A 19,384-nucleotide genomic window follows, 5' to 3' on the forward strand; every position below is an offset into this window, starting at 1 on the left:
TATTAATCTTCTGAGAATTCATGCCCCTCCAGTGCTAATTCCGTTTTTTCGAAAACTGATTTGGCCTCATCGAGCATGGGTTGTAGGTCTTTGTATCGGGTAGAAAAATGCCCAATCAATAATCTGCCTACATTGGCTTTTTGGGCGATTAATGCCGCTTCAGTAGTGGTTGTGTGATGGGTTTGCGCAGCTCTTTCCTTCATGTCCTCCATGAATGTGGCTTCATGGTAAAGCATGTCTACTCCCTGGATATAAGGAATGATGGCTTCATCATATTTAGTGTCCGAACAAAAGGCATAGGTTCTAGATGGTGCCGGAGGTAAAGTATATTCCTTATTGGCATATTTAACCTTTCCTTCCTCGTCAAGTATGTCTTCTCCATTCTTCAATTGAATGATGCGAGAAGGAGGGAGATCGATCGGGAGCAGTTTTCTGTTGATCCGTCGTTTTTTAGGTTTTTCTTCGAAAAGAAAACCTGAACAAGGAATGCGATGGTTGAGAGGGAAGGAATAAATCTGAATGTTTTGGTTTTCGAAAAGCAACTGCTTATCACCATATTCCCATTCGGTCAGATTGATTTTGTAATTGAGGTTGGTTTGTGAATACTTCAGATTGATCGCTATGATATCTTTCAAGCCCGGAGGGCCATAGATATTTAGGTCTTTTTGCCTTCCGTATAGGTGCAGTGAAGAGATCAGTCCAATCAATCCATAATAATGATCCCCATGCAAGTGGCTGATGAAGATATGATCAATTTTTTGAGCCTTGATTTTATTCTTCTTCAGTTGCAACTGCGTTCCTTCACCACAATCAATGAGAAAGGGCACTTGCATCATGGTCAGCAGTTGTGACGTTTGGTTTCTGTTATGTGCAGGAACCGACGCATTGGATCCGAGTATTTTTACACTGAATGGCAATAGAAAGGGGTCTAAGAAAGTGAAAAGGGGATTATTCTTCCCCTTCTTTAAAGCCCTGCTCCAATTCGTTCATGAAAACCAAATCGATGGCCTCTTCTACGGTTGGAAGGATTTCGAGCACCTTGTCTAGTTGCGAAATGCTGATCAGTTTCATGGCATGATCTGACACACTGCAAAGGATGAAAGAACCTCCAGCCTCTGTAAAAACGCGGTTACCGACTAGCAAAGCACTAAGCCCCGAAGAGTCAATGTACTTGACATCAGAGAGATCTACGATCATATTAGCTACTCCTTGTCCCTGAAAAGCCAGAAATTCTGTCTTCAACTCTGCAGAGATGGTAGAGTCTAATTTTTCCTCGTTGAATTTAATCGTATTGTATTTCTCCTGTCTGTCTAATGTGAACTTCATAGTATCTTATTTTCTCCTCTTCTATTGTAAATTAAGCGATTTTTCGATGTTTTCTTTTATTCGATTGGAAATATCTGAAGTGTCTTCTTTGACAAAACTGTCTCCTGTTATCTTTTCGAATAGTTCGATGTAGCGATCTGAAATTGAGGTGATTTTCTCCTCGGTCATTTCAGGGATGCGCTGCCCTTCTTTGCCTTGAAAGCCTTCAGCGATTAACCATTGACGTACAAACTCCTTTGAAAGTTGTCTTTGAGGCTCACCTTTTGCCTGTAATTCGGCATAAGTGTCCGCATAAAAGTATCTCGAAGAGTCTGGGGTGTGAATCTCGTCGATCAGGATGATCTTTCCTTCATACATCCCAAATTCATATTTCGTATCTACGAGAATCAACCCTCTCTCGGCTGCCATCTCGGTTCCCCTCTGGAAAAGCGCCTGGGTATATTCTTCCAGTTGGGTATAAAGGTCCTCAGCTACGATCCCTTGCTTTAGGATTTCCTCTCTCGATATGTCCTCATCGTGTCCCTCTGCTGCTTTGGTAGTAGGAGTGATGATAGGAGCGGGGAGCTTGTCGTTTTCTTTTAATCCTTCAGGCAGAGCCACTCCACATAGCATTCGTTTGCCATCTCGGTATTCTCTCCAGGCATGGCCCGCCAGATACCCTCTTATCACCATTTCCACTTTGAAAGGGTCACATCTTTTACCGATTGTTACATTTGGGTCCGGTACGCTATCTACCCAGTTGGGTACGATATCCGCTGTAGCTTCAAGAAATCGAGCGGCAATTTGGTTGAGCACCTGGCCTTTGTAAGGAATCGGCTCAGGTAGCACTACGTCAAATGCCGAAATCCTATCACTGGCCACCATGGCCAATTGATCTTCGAACTCATATACATCACGTACTTTGCCTGTGTACTTCTTCGTCTGACCTGCAAAGTGATAATCGGTAGATTTAAGACCTTTATTCATGGAGGCAAATCTAAGGTATTGAGAGGAAAAGAAATAAATAAGCATCACTTGCTATTGGTAAATTTTACACTGCCTGAAAATGCTTCTGAGCTTAGTGTTTTTATCCATTAAGGAGAAATGGATGGGAGTGATCCTAAGGGAGCTTAATGTCTATTATGATCGTATAGATTGGATTCCTAATGTTGAGTATCGGACTAGGTTAAGAAGCAGAAAAATCAGGTAGATTCGCTATAAAACCTGCTGTCAGAGTGTATTTCTAGGGATTAATTCAAAATCATTTTTAAGTTTGATTGGTTTGTTGTCCAGAATCGCCTTGGCTGCCTCCTGGCCCATTTTTTCAAAGTTGGTGGTGATGACAGAAATACCATCGACCAATACTTCTTTTAGTGGGGTGTCATTGTAGGAAATTATTCCCACGTCTTGTCCTAGTTGAAGGCCCGCCGCTCGAGCCTGTTTGATCAGGTTTACTAGATCAGTTTCTTCTATTATAATATAAGCAACTTGCTTTTCTATCTTGTCCTCAGGTTTGATCTCATTCGTGATTTCGAACTGCACCTGGTGAAAGGAACAAAAACGTCTAAAACCCAGAATAATCTCTTTGGGGTAGGGGTAATTTTGATTTTCGGGAAATACGAGCACCAACCTTTCATATTTTTTGATCTGCTCGATTCCAGAAACTAGCGCATCATATATGTCCATTTTAAAGTCCTGATAGATAATGGAATGAAAATGGTCAACCCCATCTATTTGATGATCCAGTAGTAATATTTTTTCTTTGGGAAGTTGCTTTAGTATAGCATCAAACTCCTTAAGATCATACTGAATAAAATGCGGCATGATGATGTAGTAGTTGTAGTCAGTCAACCTTTCTCTTAGGATCTTGCTGAAAATCTCGTAACTACAGTGGTAAATGAATAAATCCAAATGTGCTTTTTCGGACAATTCGGAGGCGATTCTGTTGAAAATAACTTTCTTGTAGGAGCTCAGTTTGTTGAATAAAACAAGGATTTTTAGCCGGGACTGTGGGTTGGTGTTTTTGATGTAGTATCCCTTGCCTTTGACAGATTCAATTACCCCTTGTTTTTTTAATTCGTTGTAGGCTTTTTCGACTGTGTCTCGTGCCAGTATATAATCAAAGCTAAGTTTGTTAATAGAAGGTAATTTTTGGCCATACTTGATGGAGTCAGCCTCTATTTTCCCGATTATACTTTTGACAATTTGCTTGTATTTGGGTGTACTGGACCCCTCACTAATTTCCAAACTCAGAAATTCTTCCATTCACTTTTTTTTAAAGTATCTCAAGCCCAATTCACAAATATAGTGGATTTTGATTGGTTGCCTAGTCGGAGTGAAAAGGCTCTTTTGTGGTGATTTGTCTACAGATTTAGCAGAAATTTCTTTGTTGAAAAGCGGTAAAGTACAGGATGGCCCTTACTGTAGTCGTGCCCAACTTAGCCAAACTTAAAATTGTAGAATAAATATACTTCAGAGATAAAATGAGCACACAGACTTTTAAGCACGTAGATTATTTGTGGGAAGAAGACAAAGCGGGGGCACTCGCAGGAGATGAGGTAGCATTGCTACTGTACAGATCCAATATATTAGGGGCAGACCTTCGTATTACCAACTATGGAGGTGGCAATACGAGTTGTAAAACCATGGAAAAAGACCCATTGACCGGAGAAGAGGTAGAAGTCATGTGGGTGAAAGGATCAGGGGGAGATATTGGTACCCTCAAGCGCGATGGACTAGCTGGGCTCTATGTGGACAAGCTTCGTGCCCTCAAAAATGTTTACAGAGGGTTGGAACATGAAGATGAGATGGTGGCTTTGTTCAATCATTGTATTTATGACTTGGACTCTAGGGCTCCTTCTATCGATACACCACTTCATGCTTTGTTGCCTTACAAGCATATCGATCATTTGCACCCGGATGCAGCCATCGCTATCGCTGCTTCTAAAGACGGTGAAAAGATCATCAAAGAGGTATATGGCGATAATTTTGCGTGGATTCCATGGCAAAGACCGGGTTTTGACTTGTCGCTTAAACTGGAGGCAGCCATAGAAGAAAACCCTAACTTGAAAGGACTGTACCTGGGAGGTCATGGACTTTTTACCTGGGGAGAAACAGCTTATGAGTGTTACATCAACAGCTTAGAGGCGATAGAGAAGGCCAGCGTGTATATAGAAGACCGTGCAGGAAAAGAGAGACCTGTTTTTGGAGGTCAAAAAGTGGAGGCTTTGCCAGCAGATCAAAGAAAAGAACAAGCGTCTCAACTAGCCCCTGTGCTTAGAGGTCTTGCCTCTAGTTATGCGAGAATGGTTGGGCATTTTTCGGATAGTGATCGTGTGCTCGAATTCATCAATAGCAAGGATCTCGATCGTCTGGCACCACTGGGAACCAGCTGTCCCGATCATTTCTTGAGAACTAAAATTAGTCCTTTGGTCTTAGACCTACCTATGGATATCGATTTGTCTGACAAGGAGGCCATCAAAGAAAAGATTGCACCAGCCTTTGAAACTTATCGTGCATCCTACCAGGATTACTACGAAAAGCACAAAAGAAACAACAGCCCGGCCATGAGAGACCCCAATCCGGTTATCATATTGTGGCCTGGAGTAGGACTTTTTTCTTTTGCTAAAAACAAGCAAACTGCTCGTGTGGCCAGTGAGTTTTATATCAATGCGATCAACGTAATGCGTGGTGCTGAGGCGATTTCTGAATATGTTTCTTTGCCATTGCAAGAGGCCTTCGATATCGAATATTGGTTGCTGGAAGAAGCCAAGCTTCAGCGTATGCCAAAAGAAAAACCAATGTCTAGAAAAGTGGCGTTAATCACTGGTAGCGCAGGCGGAATAGGCAAAGCAGTGGCTGATGTGTTATCTGCTGAGGGAGCGTGTGTGGTCATTACGGATATTGATGAGGATCGCCTCAAAGAGGCCAATGATACCTTCGGTAGAGATGTGTCTACCTATGCTGTGTTGGATGTGACGGACGAAAAAAGCATAGAGGCCGCTTACAAAAAGGCCTGCTTAGAATTTGGTGGAGTAGATGTGGTAGTTAACTCTGCTGGACTGGCCATCTCCAAGCCGCTCGAGTCGACTACTGAAGATGACTATAATCTGCTCATGAATGTACTGACCAAAGGCCAGTTCACTGTGTCCCAAAAAGGAGTGGAAATTTTGCGTGCTCAAGGCTTAGGTGGTGATATTGTCAATATTGCTAGTAAGAATGGATTGGTTTCAGGTCCAAACAATGTGGTCTACGGTACTGCCAAAGCTGCTCAACAGCACATGTCCAGACTGCTGGCCGCTGAGCTAGGCAAGGACAAAATCCGCGTGAATGTAGTGAACCCTGATGCTGTGATAGAAGGTAGCAAAATCTGGGAAGGCAAATGGGCAGAAGGACGTGCCAAGGCTTATGGTATTTCTGTAGAAGAGCTGCCAGGTCACTATGCCAAGCGTACGCTACTCAACGAAATCATCAGTACTGAAGATATCGCCAATGGTGTGTTCAGCTTTGTAGGTGGAAAACTTAGCAAAAGCACAGGTAATACACTGAATGTAGACGGTGGAGTAGCGGCAGCATTTGTGCGCTAGTTAGCCTGTTTTAGGGTATTGATCTGATTACTCAATACTAAAAGTAATACAACAATGATTTGAGTCTTCTCCGGAAAAATGTTGAGACCAAAAGATATAGTTCTATATCTTTTGGGTCTTTAGTTTCTGGAGAGACTCGATTCTGACTTAATTAAGGATTACTTGCTTTCTATCTCATAAAAATCAGGGTAGCCTTCTGGTACGATGGCGATCTGATCTAGCACGATACCGCTTTGGTTGACTTCTATTCTGAGGTTGTGCTTTCCTTTTTTGCTGAGCTCGACAGTATGCACAGTACGGGTGCTATTTCTCAAAACATTTTTTTTCCATTGGGCACTTCTGCCTTTTGTATTGATAGGATATTCCACTGGTTTATCTTCATCAATTGCCACTCTTAGTTTGTAGTTATAGTCATTGGAGTGTGTGGGTAGGCATCGGATCTCAACCTGATAGCTACCCGCTTTTTCTACCATAAATTCATATTCCAAATAGGGCATTTCTTTCGAAAAGTGTGCTTCAGAGAATGGGTGAAGAGTGACTGCCGATTGGCTATAGCCGAGCCCTTGTTGTGCTTTCCATTCGTATCCATTAGCTGCTTGGGCTTGAGTATATTCGCTTGCCTGGATAGCTATGACGTCTGATTCGATTGGCTGAGTTGTCTCTGAAGGTAGAGTATCTGTCAGATGAAAATCCGGCATGGAAAAAACTGGAAGATTCCTGGGACTCATTGACATCATGTGTTGCCATTTACCCTCACTGATTTCATGGTTGTATTCTTGGGTAAGTTGGACGATTTCATCATAGGCTTGTTGTGCCATTTGGCTCAAGTCTGACCTTTGCGAGGAGTCAGCACTGAGCATAGCCTGTTTCGCTCTTAAAAATTTAAAGTTCATCAGCGCGGCTCCCTTAACAGGGTATTCTACCAATTGGAAGTAGGCATCTCTTCTTTCTTCAGGGATGAATTTCTTTAAGTCTTCTGCCGTTTCATAGAGCTTGGTATAGGCATCAATTCTTCGCTGCAGTTCATTGTTGTTGGCTTGAGTGAAAGTAGCTGGATGTGTCTCTGTGGTAGGCTCTGTCTGACTCCAGCCCATGTACTCCGGCTTGCGGATAAAGGCCAGATGGTAGTACTCCTCCAGAAGATTAGCAATCTCTTGGGCTTTTGCCGGGCCAAACTCTCTCTCGCAATATTGCTGGAGATGTTGGTCCGGGGAGCCATAAGGTTGAGAAATGTCCCAGGCCAGGTCCATAAAAAGCTCCATATTGTACTCGGCTGGTTTGATGTCTCCCACATTGGCGATCCATATCTTTTGAGCGCCATTTTGATAGGCTCTTGTCATTTCGTAAGCGATCAGACCCGGTTGGGTGGTCGATAGCCACAGGTAGTCGTGAGGTCGCCCCCAATAGCTAAGGTGGTAATAGACACCGCTGCCTCCAGCACGTTTTTGCTCTTGTTCATCGCTATGTCTTCTGATGTATCCATAGTTGTCGTCGGTCCACATCAGACTGATGTCATCTGGTAGGTCCATGCCCTGGTTGTAGATATCCAGGACTTCTTTGTAAGGGATAAAGACCTGAGGGATTTTGTTCAACTCTACATCCAATTCATTGGATAGCATTTGTCGTTGGTCGCTGATGATGGTCTCGAGCAATTCTCTTTTCTCTTCAGGACTGGCATGTCCTTCCATGCCCGAATCATGGATGCCACGCATGCCCACCGTATAGATGTAATCTCCAGATTGGCTCTCAGCTACTCGCTCTTGCCAATAGGCTTGTACTTTCTCTCGATTAGTGAAATAATTGTATTCGCCATACTCTTCCTTCCATTCGTCTACATTGTTTCTAAGCATGGGCTCTGCATGTGAGGTACCGATGTGGATGTGGTATTTTTCTGCCATTTCCTGATTACCGGGGATGCTAAAAAAGGCCTTCGTACTGGGGTGCATGGCAGGCCAAAGGGTGTTGGCTTTGAGTCGGAGCAAAAGTTGAAAGATTTTTTCATAGGTTTTGGGGCCAATATCTCCAGTTTCTGGTTCCAGAGTTTTTGCAGCCCAGGGTTGGAGCCCCCAGTCCTCGTCGTTGAGGAAGATGCCTCGAAACTGCACAGAGGGACTTTGTTCTATCTTGCTGTTGGGTAAGTGGAGGGTGAGTTGTTCCTTCTTTATGGTTTTTACATCTGCCCACCATTTCCAGGGAGAAATACCTAGACGTTCTGACACTTCAAACAAACCATAAACGGTACCTCGAACATCACTGCCTGTGATCAAAAGTTGCTTGCCTTGCTTTAGAATGATAAATTTTTCCCATTGCTGGCTAAGGTCATTAAGGATGTCTTTTGAGTTGGTTTGAATAAGGGGATCCCCAAGACTACCGATTACAATACCTGGTGTATCAGGACCTGGCAGATCATCGGTGATAATGTTGACCTTTTCTCCTGTGATGCTTTCTATATCACTGGCAAAATCTTTTACTGCCCAATGGATCAAGGGGTCGCTTTTCGCATCTACATAGATAGCAAAAGTTGCTGGATCGATGATGAAATCATCCTTATGTGTCTGGCTGCAACTGACTAAGACTAGGAGTAATATAGGAATGTATCTCATGAGACAAGTTTTAATGAAAGAGCCAGTTAGAATAATCTACTGGCTCTTAAAATTAGTTTAAAATGATAACCGTCTTTTCTCCAATTGCTTTCCTTCACTGTCATGCTGGATCGAAATCCCTGAGATGAAGTTGTCCACAGTTCGGGCTTGTATTTGATATATGGATAATACACCTATTGCGAATAAAAGTCCGGCTGTTTTCACCATGCCTTTGTTCATAATCAACTGTTATTTAAATGGTAATAAAGCTATAGTACATTGACGAAAGGTTGGATAAAGGCCCATCTGGATTTTCAATTAATTGGGTTGATATGAAAATCCAGGTGGGGTACATATCAGATTGCAACCTGATATGTGATATTAAGATGGAAGTGATCTAAAGGCTCAACTTATACACTTCACTTCCAGCTAGTAGAAAGCAGCCCAATCCGTAATCTTCAAAATCAGGAACTTTGTCATAGCTGAGTGGCTGTCCTGTAGAGGGTTCTTTGCCCGTGCTTTGTACGTAACCCAAGAAGCCATCGGGATGTACAGCTTTGTCTAGCATGGCATTCCAGGCCTTGGTCACCACTGGATGGTAAGTGGCTGAGTCCAGAATGTTCTGATTCAGACCCCAGGCCATCCCGTAGACGAATAAAGAAGTACCGGTCGTTTCTGGTCCTCCATAGTTGTTTGGGTCGTGGAGGCTGGCATTCCAAAACCCATCTTCTCTTTGAACTTTAACTGCTGCCTCCAGCATAGCTTTGAGATCTGCCAGGTATTCGTCTCGGTGCGGTTCATCTGCGGGGATATCCTCAAGTACGCGCACCAGTGCAGCGACCACCCAGCCATTACCTCTTGACCAGTAGCAATCTTCACCATTTGGTTCGGTGTAGGGAGGATCATAGTCTGCATCTCGCCACCATAAGCCATCTTCAGGGTTATAAAGGCCGTTTTCTCCCTCTATGTTTTTTGAATAATCGTACATCGCATACATACGTTCGAAGTAGCTACTGTCTTTTAGTATTCTGCCTAGTCGAGAGTAAACAGGCATGGCCATCTGGATGGCATCTATCCAGTCCCAGTCATCAATTTTGTCAGTAACCATCATGCTGTCGATAGAGGCTTTTACACTATCTATTCGTTGGGGTTGTGGGTCGATTTCATACAAGTCAAGATAAGTTTGTCCCGCGCATTGATTGTCGGCATTGCGAGTAGTGATGCCATATCTAAAGCTCCAGTCATGAGCCTCGGACCAAGAAACAGCATAATCATAATATTTGTCTTTTGGATCAACACTGTAAAGTGCCATCAGTCCCTCATAATACACCCCTCGCGTCCAGATATGGCTCGGCCATGTTTTGCGACCGACGATGGGAGCTCCTGTGTCGGGCCACTTGTCCATGAAGTACTGATTGGTCAGCTGCATGATTTCCAGTGTTTTGTCTGCAGTTGGAAGCGTGTTGGATGGAGATTGACATCCCTTTAGAGTCAGAATGGCCACTATGGCCAATGTTATGTATGATATGGGTGTTTTCATTATTGATTTTTTATTACCCTTCAAAAGAAAGAGTTTCATATAAATTACCCATCCTGCCGTTACCTGTTGAAAGAGCAAATCTGGATAAAAAGTAGAATAGAAGAGCGACTTTATGTTGGTTGATCGCTAAGATAATTGAAGAGGTCGAAGGTGTTAATAAAGAGTTGTAATTGCTAATATAAGTAGGGTAAGTAGTTCAGCGATTACACCCTCAGGGCTGTAAGATATTTTACCACCAGTTCAGTTGTATTGTTACAACCCAATTTTTGCAACATGTTCTTACGGTGGGTTCGAACCGTGTTGAATGAGATATTAAGGATTTCAGCAATCTTTTCTGAACTGTGTCCTCTGGTGAGTAGTTCAGCGATTTCTATTTCTCTGGAGGTGAGGTCAAGATCGTTTATGGCTTTTGCTGATTGCGAGGAGGCCTTTTCATTGGAATGTACGATAGCAAGGTTGAGTGTAACGAGTAATTGATCAATGTTGTAGGGCTTGGTGACATAGGCATATGGACGTGTCTTTTCTGCGCGTTTCAGTGTAGAGATATCGCTGTAAGCTGTGAGGTAGACGACTGCAGCCTGATTTTTTACCACTTCAGTCACAAAGTCAATACCGTCGATATCACTACCTAGATTGATATCGCAAATAACTATGTCAAAGTCATGGTCAGACCAAAGAGATTTCCCTCTTTCGGGACTAGTTGCGATATGACTTTCGTATTGATGTTTCTGCAGGTGCAATCGAATATTGTTGGCTGCCAGCACTTCATCTTCTAATATTAGAACCTTCTTATCCATTATTCACCACTTTGCTTTCTTTCGTTTGGTTCAGGTAGGTTACTCGTCCATAGATACAGTCTTAAGGTGAAGGCCATTTTGCCCTAACATCTTAAATTCAAAAATAAATATAGCACCCTTTTCGGATCTAGTTTGCAGAGAGCCGTTTAATTCCTCTGTCAAAATATCCATAAGCTGAAACCCAATGCTAGAGTCTTTTCTCAAGTTCAGGTCTGGTAGTCCTTTTCCATTGTCCCGATACTGCATCTTTAGCAATTCTTCGTTTTGGTTCAGTTGGATGGAAATGATTTTGTCTTTTTGGTCTTTGTCAAAAGCGTGTTTGATTGAATTGGTGATGAGTTCATTGAGAACCAATCCCAGATAGGTGAGTTTGTCAGAAGGACAAAAGATAGGGGCTAAGTCTAATTGCAAATCTATTTTTAGGCCAGAAAAATCTATCAGATCATTCGATAGTTCCGTAAAGAATTGATCGATTCTAATGTCCTCCATTTCACTCTGGGTAAGCAAGTCGTGCACTTTGGAAACAGTAAAAATTCTTGATTGAAGTTGTTTGAGCTTGTCACTATGGGGCTGATCAGAGATCGAAATGTTTTGAAAATCGATAAGACTGGTGATCAATTGAAGATTGTTTTTTACCCTATGGTTGAGCTCGCGCATCAAAAAGCTGATGTTTTCTTTCTGCTTTCTAGTCAGCGTAAGGGATTCGTTGAGTGCTCGATTACTCTTAGTGAGTTCTTTGGTCCGCTCATCGACCATTCTTTTCAGCTTTAGGGTATTCTTTTTTTGTTGGTGGTCGCGAATTACAAAGGCCAGCAACAAGACAAAAACAACTGTCCCAATTAATAAGCCTTTGAACCACATAGTTGCATACCAGGGAGACCTTATGGTTATAGTCAGTTTTGTAGAAGGACCCCAAATCATTTCGTTGTTACTGCCTTTGACTATAAATTGGTAGGTGCCCGGATCCAAGTTGGTATAGGTGGTGGAATTTTCTTTGGTAACAGGTCTCCAGCTCTGATCAAAACCTTTGAGCATAAATTGGTAATGGTTTTTTTCTGGCCATAGGTAGCTCAGTGTTACAAAATTGAAGGTGATTACATTTTGATCATGAGAGAAACTTAATTGATCAAGGTATTTTACGTTTTTATCAATGGGTTTACCGAAAAGCTCGACACTTTCAATCACCGTTTGACCCACTATCTGGTTGGTATAGATGCTGTCTGGATGAAAGATGTTGAAGCCGTTCATTCCTCCAAAATACAGGTATCCTGCCTCGTCTTTGTAAGAAGCTTTGCCGTTGAATTCATTGTTTTGAAGGCCATCTTGGTCGGTATAGTTTTTGAAACTTTCCGTATCAGGATTGAACTCCGAGATACCATAGTTGGTGCTCACCCAAATATGGCCTCTGCTGTCCGACTCCAAGCCATAGATGAAATCATTGGGGAGGCCTTCCTGCTCCAAATAAAAGGTGGTTTTGCCGTTGCTGATTTTGTTCAATCCCTTGGCTGTTCCTACCCAGATGTTGCCCTCGGGGTCTTCATCTATCGCAAAGACTCGTTCATTTGATAAGGAATCGTAGTAAGTTTCTTTCCCGTTTTGGATTTGATATAGACCATTGTCACTGGCCAGCCAGATGGAACCTTTGGAATCAATGAAGCTGTTACGGGATCTGATCAAGTTGCTTCCTTTGATGCTCTTTTTCTTCACTTTGTGGTCTAGGATGTTGAATGAGTAAATGCCGTCGGACCAGGTGTGTATCCATAGAGAATCTTCGGAAACAGGAGTGATTTGTATCACCTCTTTGTCTTCGATAGGCAGAGAGATACTCTCGAAACTATCATTTTTGCGGTTGTATTTCATCAATCCATCTCCAAATCCACCAGCCCATAGTCCTCCTTGTAAATCTTTGGCCAGAGTGTAATCAAGATTTTGGGTCAGGTAAAGCTTGTATGTATCGCTACTGAATAGGTAATTTACTATTCCAAATTCAGTGGCCATCCATAAGGTGTCTCCCTCTCTTAGGAAATTGAACATGCTGATGAAATCCTTTTTTGGCGCATTTTTAACCTGAATGCGATAGGGTGAAAACTTTTTTTGATTTGGATGATGATAAAAAACTCCTCTACCATCTGTGCCTATCCATTTGCCTCCCTGGGTATCGTTTTTTATGCTTAGGACTGTGGTCTGTAGTGATTTACCAATGTTGTTGGCGAAGATGACTTCCTGCCAATTATGGTTATTATCCAATAGGTGGTTTTCGTTTTCTCCACCCACAAAGACATGCTTATTGTCCCAATGAAAGAGTGAGCGGACTTGATTGCCCTGACCTGGCATGGGGATAGCTTTTAAGGTGCTTGAATTTTTGTCCCAGCTGAAAAGGCCATTTTCAGTTCCTACGAGTAGGGTGAAATGGTCTAATGGAAGCAGAGCCTTGACATCCTTTACTCCTAAATCAAATGGTACGATTGATTTTTGAGAAAGGTCTAGGAGATAGCTATTGCCAAAGTTGGTGCTAAACAAAAATTGATCGGTCTGATATGGACTTAAAGCCAATACAAACTCATTTTCTTTGGCCTCCGAGATGTTGAGTATATTTTGGGAAAGGTCTCTTTTGTCGATAAGAATACAGTGGTCGATTGTACCCGCCAACATGTACTGGTCATTAAGTGCAGTGATTTTGTAGGCGAATTTGGTTTGTGGGTATCGATTTAAATTAAGAGAGTCTTCGAAATTGATGTATCGATTTTGAGAAATAAGGTATGCAATAATCGACCGTGTGTTGGTTGCCATCCAAAGTGTATCGTTAGAGTAATAGAGATCTCTAATGTGGTCGTCTAACAGGCCATGGGATTTGCCATTCGCCTTGAAAACCTCCATCGATATGCCATTGAATCGGTTGAGGCCATTTTGTGTAGCAATCCAGAGGTAGCCCAAACTGTCAAAGTCTAAGGAAAGTGCGTTGAGCTGAGAGAGTCCATGGTCTTGGGCTATGTTTCTGACCTGAATGGTGTCATGAGTGACATGCTGAGCCTGTAAACAAGGAAGGCCAGTTAATAGCGTGACGATAAGTAAGAGTTGCAACTTTCTCATAGAGTGCATGCAAACTATGATACTTTTTGGACAATTGAAAGTTGATAAAAAACACTCAACTTGTAATTTGAAGTGCTGCCCTATTGCTTTATGTCTCAACCCTAGCTTTTTTCACTAAAGTTAGGGTTGAGAATATCACTTATCTTAAAATTATGTTCGATTCATGGTTTAGGGTTGAACCTGTAGTTTCGCCTTACCAGTCTTCAGTCCCGTGGCTGTAGCTTTGATGCGGATGGTACCTGGGTCGCGATCCCCTCTTATAATCAGCAATGCCTTTCCCTGGAATACCTTCCTCTCGTTGGACTGAAAAAGTTCTTCACTTATTACGTCAGCATTGCCTACTCCAGCGTTAGTGCCTGCACCACTTACCTCAAATTGAATGTTATGACTAGCATCAGGGACAAGTCTGCCTTCTCGGTCGGTGACTTTGACAGTGATGTAGGACAGGTCCAGTCCATCTGCTGTCAAATTAGTTCTATCAGGCTCCAACACGATTTGATAAGCTTCACCTACTGTTTCGAGCTGGTGTTCTGCCACTACCTTGCCATCTATTCGGGCGATGGCTTTGATCTCTCCAGCTTGGTATGGTACGATCCATTCGAGCTGTTTGTGCATAGCCGGTCCGGTGTTGATGGGATTGTCTGGGTCGTACTCTTCTGCTGAGTAGGACTGAATGTCTTTGGTGTAATATTGTTCAGGAATCTGTTTTGTTCCTACTGATTTCCCGTTGATGAAAAGTTCTACTTCCTGTGCGTTGCTGAAAGTCATCAGTCGGACAGAGTCTTTTCCTTGCCAATTCCAGTGAGAAAACATCGGCTGGAACCTTAAGTTAACTTCATTCCAATATTTAGTGGTTTCGTCGCTGGGATCATAAGAAGTGATGTGAACCATTGGCTCATCGCTGTGGAGACTTTGGATGTAGTAGCTGAAGGGCTTCCAGTGGTCATTCCAGTCTATGATGCCATTGGGCCATCCTTTGGCTGGCCATCCGAAGGACTCGCCGATGTAGTCGGTACCACCCCAGTAAAACATGCCCACGCCATAGTCGTGGTTGAAGTTGAACCATTCGTTGCCCAGATTGCCGACTTGTGCCTCGCTGAGAATGAAGGTCAGCTGAGGATAATTAGCGCGATCGATAGGCCAGAACTCCTCGCGATAGTTGGTGCTGACGATGTCCATGTAAAACTCCATTTCAGGTGGTCCTTCGCGGTAGTAATTTTCGGTTCTATAAGCACCACTCCTTCTGGAGGGGTGCAGGCCACAAGTGACCTTGCGCATAGGCTCTAACTTATGTGCAAAATCCGCCATGGCCTTCATTTGGTCGATCCCAAAATTGTATTTCGGATCTCGTTGTTTCTTGGGTTCGTTACCCACACTCCAGATAAAGATGGAAGGATGGTTTCTGTCTCGGCGGATAAAAGACTCCAGGCTCGATCGCCAGTGGTCTTCGAAGGCATTGCCTTCACCGTAAAATTGATCACTCCATTTGTCAAAGGCTTCATCAAAGACTAGGATTCCATTCTTGTCGCACCAGTCCAGGATGAATTCGTCGTGAGGATTGTGCGCTAGGCGGATGGCATTGCAGCCGAGTTTTTTTAATCCTTCCAGTCTTCGCTCGAACCCACGGTCAAAGGCAGCCGCACCCAGAGGTCCTAGATCGTGATGGATGTTTACTCCTTTCACCAGTACCTTTTCGCCATTGACGAGCAGCCCCCTGTCAGGATGAAAATCGATGCTTCTTACCCCGAAAGTCGTTTCGAATTGGTCGGTTACTTTTCCGTCTACAGAAACTGTGCTTAGTGCTTTGTACAGGTTGGGCGTTTGTGTCGACCAGAGCTGTGGAGATGAAATTTTTAGTTTTTGATTGTAAAAGTAAAGTTCGCCTGCTGCAAGAGGCACGATGCTATGGGTGGTCGCTATCTTTTCTCCTTTTGGATCAAAAATTTCCGTCAGCAGGGTGGTTTCTCTGGCTTCTGAAGCATCGTTCAATACTTCAGTCTGGATTTGGATACTAGCCTGCGTGTCACTAATCGCTGGAGTGGTGATGTAGGTGCCTTTGTCTACGATGTAGGTGGCGCTTCGCTTTCTGAGCCAAACATCGCGATAAATACCTTCGCCATTGTACCAGCGGGAGCTATTCATGTCAGTGTTGTCATATTGTACTGCGATCAGGTTTTTGCCTTCCTGGATTTGATCGGTGATATCGATTTCGAAGCGCTCATAGCCGTTGAGTTGGTGAGCGACCTCTTTCTCGTTGAAGTAGACCTTAGCATCTCGATAGATTCCTTCGAAATAGAGGAAGAAGCGTTCATCTGCTTGAGGTAGACTTAGTTTGAGTTCTTTTCTGTACCATCCTTTCTGACGGGGACGGAAACCATTTTTTTTATCACTATTGAGGCTGTCTTGGAAGAAAGCGCCATAGATCGAGGCGTCATGGGGAAGCTGAACGGTTTGCCATTGGCTATCGTCATAGGAGAATAAGAAGGCTTTTGTGTCCTCTGCATGACTGAATTTCCAATCAAAATTGATGCGTTGATTGCTACGTGGCTGTGCCAATAGCAGATGAGACAGAAGAGTGAATAGTAATACTAGTCGAGTTTGCATGTTTTAGAAATCTATTACCTAATAAGGTCGAATTATTTGTGAGATCAAATTAGAATTTTTTTTGCAGAGGAATTGTCCTGCTCCATCCTGTTATTTGGGTCAAAGGGACTCAATTGGATGACATTTTTGGGATCTGATCAAAGGTCTGTATTTAGGAGTTCTTATGGCTTGAGAACTACACTTAGTTTATCAAACGGCCAAAGTCATAAATTTCCTCTTTCTCCACTTCACCTTTTTTATCATAGTAAAGCCATGTCCCGTCTTTTTGGTTTCGCTGATAGTTTCCTTTTATTTCTGGCTCGCCAGATTTGTAATACTTGATGTATTCTCCGTCCAATCGGTCAAATTTGTAGTTTTTTATTTCTAGTGTTTTCCCATTTGGATAAAAGGCAGTACTCGAGCCATGTTTTTTTCCTTTTAGGTAGTTTTCTATCAGCAGTTTCTTCCCCTTTTCACTGTAAACCATTCTTTTGCCTTCCAATTTGCCCGCCTTGTAAGGCTCTTCGATGTGCAGGTCGCCTTTACTATTGAAGTATTTCCATGTTCCGGTTTTGAATCCATCTTCATATCGAATGCTAGCGGTCAATTCACCCTTGTCGTTGAACTGTTCCTCCTGCCAATCTTTTTCATTGTTGGAGTAGTTGCTTTTAGATTTGACCTTGCCATTGGGGTAGTAGCTCAGGTTTTGCCCAGTCCTTTTCCCTTTCAGCAAATGAAGCTTTTGCTTGATCGTTCCATCAGGATAGTAAGAAACGATGTCTCCATTTAGCTGCCCATTGATGTATTGGCCGGAAGTTTCAAGCTGCCCATTTTCGTAGTATTTTTCATAAACTCCTTCTTGTGAACCATTGATCTGATGGGCCTTGGTATTGAGTTGACCATTGGGGTAGTAGCTGAGTTGCTCACCGTCAATTACCCCGTTTTTGTAATTGATTTGGGACTTTAGAACACCTGTTTCGTAGTAGGTTTTATTAATGCCGTGCTGTTTGCCTTTTAGGTAGGTGATTTCTTCTTTGATGTTGCCGCTAGGCCAGTACTCTACGACTAGTCCATCGGGTTTTCCATCTTTGAATTGCGTCTCGTTTTTGACCTGACCGTCAGGGTAGTAAGAATGAAGAGTGCCGACTAAAGAATCATTTCTGAAAGTGCCTGACTGAATCAAATTACCGTCCATGTCAAATACCTGTGTTTCTCCCTGACGTAAGCCTTCTAAATAGGTCGTTTTACGTTGGACCTGACCATTTTCATAGTAGTTGATGAAGTCACCATTTCTTTTTCCTTCCGAATAATTCCCAGTGACGATTAATTTGCCAGAGTAGCTATACATTTCATAAGGACCGTCGATGAGGGTGGTGTCATTCTTGTCAATTGTAAAATAGATCTCCTTGATCGGGTGCCCTTCATCTGAACCCTGCTCATATCTGGTTGTTACTTTCTTTTGAGCGAAAGCTGTAATTGCAAGAAGAGATAAAATGATACTTAATACTTTGCTTTTCATTCCTGATATTATCAAGGGCTTTGCTTCCTGAGACAACAAAGCCCTCATTCAATTTTTAACTAACTCGACGTTTTAGCATTTTTCAATCACAATTGCAGAGGCACCCCCTCCACCATTGCAAATTCCTGCTACTCCGATTTTTCCTTTTTTCTGATCTAAAACGGAAGTAAGAGTCGTAATGATACGTGCCCCTGAGGCTCCAAGTGGATGCCCAAGCGCAACTGCACCTCCCAATGTGTTGACTTTTTCCTTGTCCAGAGATAGCTCCTTGATATTCGCCAGGGCCACTACGGAAAAAGCTTCGTTGATTTCATAATAATCAACATCTTCAGGCTTCAGACCCGCATTTGAGATGGCTTTTGGGATGGCCAAAGCAGGAGCAGTAGTGAACCAAAGTGGTTCGCGTGCCGCATCTGCAAAGCCGATGATTTTGGCTATTGGTTTCAGTCCTAGCTCTTCCATTTTTGTTTTGCTGACGACTATTAATGCTGAAGCTCCGTCATTGATGGTCGAGGCGTTGGCAGCAGTCACTGTTCCGTCGGGATTGAAAACAGGTCTGAGTGATGGGATTTTTTCGAATTTCACTTTTCTGAATTCCTCGTCTTCAGATACAACTACTGGATCTCCTTTTCTCTGCGGAACTTCTACAGGAATGATTTCATTTTTAAATGCGCCTTTTTCTGTTGAGTCTGCAGATTTTTTATAAGAGTTGATGGCGTATTCATCCTGCTCCTCACGACTTATATTCATTTCCTTGGCGGTGTTGTCAGCACAGCTGCCCATGGGGAATTTGTGATAAGGTTCCCAAAGGCCGTCGTGGAGTAGGCCATCGAGCATCTGTCCATGTCCATAGCCATAACCATATCTTGCTTTGGGTAGATAATAGGGGATGTTCGACATGCTTTCCATACCTCCAGCAACCACTAGGTTGTTTTGGCCGAGCATGATGGACTGCGCGGCTAGCATCACGGATTTCATTCCAGATGCACATACTTTGTTGATGGTCGTACAAGGCACGTTGTAGCCTATGCCTGCGCCGATTGCTGCCTGTCTGGCAGGTGCCTGACCTAGTCCAGCTGATACGACATTGCCCATGTAGACTTCATCCACCTCTTCCGCCTTTACATTGGCTTTTTCCAATGCGCCTTTGATAGCTGTGGTACCGAGCGAAGTTGCCGAAAGGGAGGAAAGACTCCCACCAAAACTACCGATAGGCGTTCTGACTGCCGATACGATGTAAACTTCTTCCATAATTCTTTGTGTTTTTGGGTCTATTCTCGATCCGAAGCTCGAGAGTTAATTGTTAATGGGTGATAGTTGTTAGGAGATTTGCAGTGATATGACGATGTTATGTTCACCACTATTTTATTTTTTATTGTCCA

The 19,384-nt window shown here is 43.1% G+C and carries 12 protein-coding genes; 1 reads left to right on the top strand and 11 read right to left on the bottom strand.

Translation table 11 applies throughout. The features are described 5' to 3' along the window. Window positions 1-2: 2 nt before the first annotated feature. The 4 genes from N7U62_RS19700 to N7U62_RS19715 all read right to left on the bottom strand — a co-directional run bounded on the left by N7U62_RS19700 (window position 3) and on the right by N7U62_RS19715 (window position 3,570). Window positions 3-917 (bottom strand): ribonuclease Z, encoded by a 915-nt coding sequence (locus N7U62_RS19700; protein ID WP_264139805.1) that lies wholly within the window; start codon window positions 915-917, stop codon window positions 3-5. 31 nt (window positions 918-948) lie between these two features. After that, a complete protein-coding gene (locus N7U62_RS19705) occupies window positions 949-1,326 on the bottom strand; it encodes an STAS domain-containing protein (protein ID WP_264139806.1) in 378 nt (125 codons plus the stop codon). Between the two features lie 21 nt (window positions 1,327-1,347). Beyond that, a complete protein-coding gene (locus N7U62_RS19710; RefSeq protein ID WP_264139807.1) occupies window positions 1,348-2,292 on the bottom strand; it encodes a phosphoribosylaminoimidazolesuccinocarboxamide synthase in 945 nt (314 codons plus the stop codon). A gap of 243 nt (window positions 2,293-2,535) precedes the next feature. Then, window positions 2,536-3,570, bottom strand: coding sequence for a GntR family transcriptional regulator (locus N7U62_RS19715; RefSeq protein WP_264139808.1), 1,035 nt, complete (start codon window positions 3,568-3,570; stop codon window positions 2,536-2,538). Window positions 3,571-3,788: 218 nt separating this feature from the next. On the opposite strand from N7U62_RS19715, the gene N7U62_RS19720 reads away from it, so the two are divergent. Next, on the top strand, window positions 3,789-5,891 hold the full coding sequence (locus N7U62_RS19720; protein WP_264139809.1) for a bifunctional aldolase/short-chain dehydrogenase: 2,103 nt from the start codon (window positions 3,789-3,791) through the stop codon (window positions 5,889-5,891). A 158-nt stretch (window positions 5,892-6,049) separates the two neighbouring features. On the opposite strand, the gene N7U62_RS19725 is transcribed toward N7U62_RS19720, so the two are convergent. The 7 genes from N7U62_RS19725 to N7U62_RS19755 all read right to left on the bottom strand — a co-directional run bounded on the left by N7U62_RS19725 (window position 6,050) and on the right by N7U62_RS19755 (window position 19,253). Beyond that, on the bottom strand, window positions 6,050-8,494 hold the full coding sequence (locus tag N7U62_RS19725) for a glycosyl hydrolase 115 family protein (protein ID WP_264139810.1): 2,445 nt from the start codon (window positions 8,492-8,494) through the stop codon (window positions 6,050-6,052). 376 nt (window positions 8,495-8,870) lie between these two features. Beyond that, on the bottom strand, window positions 8,871-10,013 hold the full coding sequence (locus tag N7U62_RS19730; RefSeq protein ID WP_264139811.1) for a glycoside hydrolase family 88/105 protein: 1,143 nt from the start codon (window positions 10,011-10,013) through the stop codon (window positions 8,871-8,873). 203 nt (window positions 10,014-10,216) lie between these two features. Beyond that, window positions 10,217-10,810: a response regulator transcription factor gene (locus N7U62_RS19735; RefSeq protein WP_264139812.1), complete on the bottom strand. Its 594-nt coding sequence runs from the start codon at window positions 10,808-10,810 to the stop codon at window positions 10,217-10,219. 39 nt (window positions 10,811-10,849) lie between these two features. After that, the gene (locus tag N7U62_RS19740; RefSeq protein WP_264139813.1) at window positions 10,850-13,900 is read right to left on the bottom strand and encodes a ligand-binding sensor domain-containing protein; all 3,051 of its coding nucleotides are present in this window, start codon (window positions 13,898-13,900) and stop codon (window positions 10,850-10,852) included. 168 nt (window positions 13,901-14,068) lie between these two features. Then, the gene (locus N7U62_RS19745; RefSeq protein ID WP_264139814.1) at window positions 14,069-16,504 is read right to left on the bottom strand and encodes a glycoside hydrolase family 2 TIM barrel-domain containing protein; all 2,436 of its coding nucleotides are present in this window, start codon (window positions 16,502-16,504) and stop codon (window positions 14,069-14,071) included. 181 nt (window positions 16,505-16,685) lie between these two features. Next, on the bottom strand, window positions 16,686-18,002 hold the full coding sequence (locus N7U62_RS19750; protein WP_264139815.1) for a toxin-antitoxin system YwqK family antitoxin: 1,317 nt from the start codon (window positions 18,000-18,002) through the stop codon (window positions 16,686-16,688). 72 nt (window positions 18,003-18,074) lie between these two features. Next, on the bottom strand, window positions 18,075-19,253 hold the full coding sequence (locus N7U62_RS19755) for an acetyl-CoA C-acyltransferase (RefSeq protein WP_264139816.1): 1,179 nt from the start codon (window positions 19,251-19,253) through the stop codon (window positions 18,075-18,077). Window positions 19,254-19,384: the final 131 nt, after the last annotated feature.

The organism is Reichenbachiella ulvae (assembly GCF_025833875.1).
GTDB lineage: Bacteria > Bacteroidota > Bacteroidia > Cytophagales > Cyclobacteriaceae > Reichenbachiella > Reichenbachiella ulvae.